Consider the following 1,111-nt stretch of genomic DNA (forward strand, 5'->3'; position numbering starts at 1 on the left):
CTAGGCCGTGAACTCATAAAACCGGTCGAGGGCAGAAGGGGTAAGTAGCTTGAGGGCTTCGCCGATGCTGTCGGCGCGGCTCGATGTGAAGGGCTCCTCCTGCTTGGTGAGGTCTCGACAATGCCCCGAGACGCGATGGATCGCCTCGTTTGTTTCCTGCATTACGCCGACACCCTCGGGCTGATCGTAGTAGAAGCGCGCGCGGATCGTCAGTTCGTGGATCAGCTGGGATAGTATCCAGAGTAGGCGCGTGCGTTCGAGGTTCTGAAGCCGCTGAGTGATGTGGTCCATGCTGCGTTCTCCGCCATCTTCCAAATGCGTTCAAACTCTGATTCAGCATCGACATGAGCCGATACGATCTGACCGACTTCGAGTGGCGCGTGATCGAGCCGCTGTTGCCCAACAAACCGCGAGGCGTGCCGCGCGTAGACGACCGTCGCGTGCTGAACGGCATCTTCTGGGTCCTGCGATCCGGCGCTCCGTGGCGCGACCTGCCCGAACGCTATGGTCCGCGCACCACTTGCTACAATCGCTTCGTGCGATGGCGGAAGGCAGGCGTCTGGGATCGGATGATGGATGCCATCACTGTCGCGTATGACGGGGACATCCAGATGATCGACAGCACTTCTATCCGGGCGCACCAACAGGCTGCGACGGCAAAAAGGGGGATCGAGATCATTGCCTCGGTCGCTCCCGAGGTGGGCTCACGACCAAAATCCATGCGGTCGTCGATGCGCAAGGCCTCCCGATCCGGCTCGGCCTGACCGCTGGGCAGGCACATGATGGCCAAGTCGCGGACGATCTGCTCAACCACCTTGGGCCGCATATGATCGTGCTCGCCGACAAGGCTTACGATGCTGATCGCATCCGCACGCTAATCGAGGAACAGGGCGCCACGCCCAACATCCCGCCCAAATCCAATCGAAAGTGGAAGCCTTGCTTCAGCAAGCGGCTCTATCGTGAGCGCAATCTGATCGAGCGCTTCTTCTCCAAACTCAAGCACTTCCGCCGCGTCGCCACCCGCTACGATAAGTTGGCGGAGAACTTCCTCGCCATGGTCCAGATCGCATCAATGCGCCTGTGGCTCCGCGTTTATGAGTCTACGGCCTAG

General features: G+C 60.1%; 2 protein-coding genes. One reads left to right on the top strand and one right to left on the bottom strand.

Annotated elements, in window-relative coordinates:
* On the bottom strand, window positions 1–291 hold the full coding sequence (locus AC1RT8_RS24670; protein WP_493079204.1) for a hypothetical protein: 291 nt from the start codon (window positions 289–291) through the stop codon (window positions 1–3).
* Window positions 292–344: 53 nt separating this feature from the next.
* On the opposite strand from AC1RT8_RS24670, the gene AC1RT8_RS24675 reads away from it, so the two are divergent.
* A protein-coding gene (locus AC1RT8_RS24675) for an IS5 family transposase (RefSeq protein ID WP_493079206.1) occupies window positions 345–1,111 on the top strand; the annotation gives its coding sequence in 2 pieces (ribosomal slippage) (window positions 345–657 and window positions 657–1,111; 768 coding nt in all).

The sequence above is a fragment of the Sphingomonas sp. GW821-FHT10F11 genome (assembly GCF_058809095.1).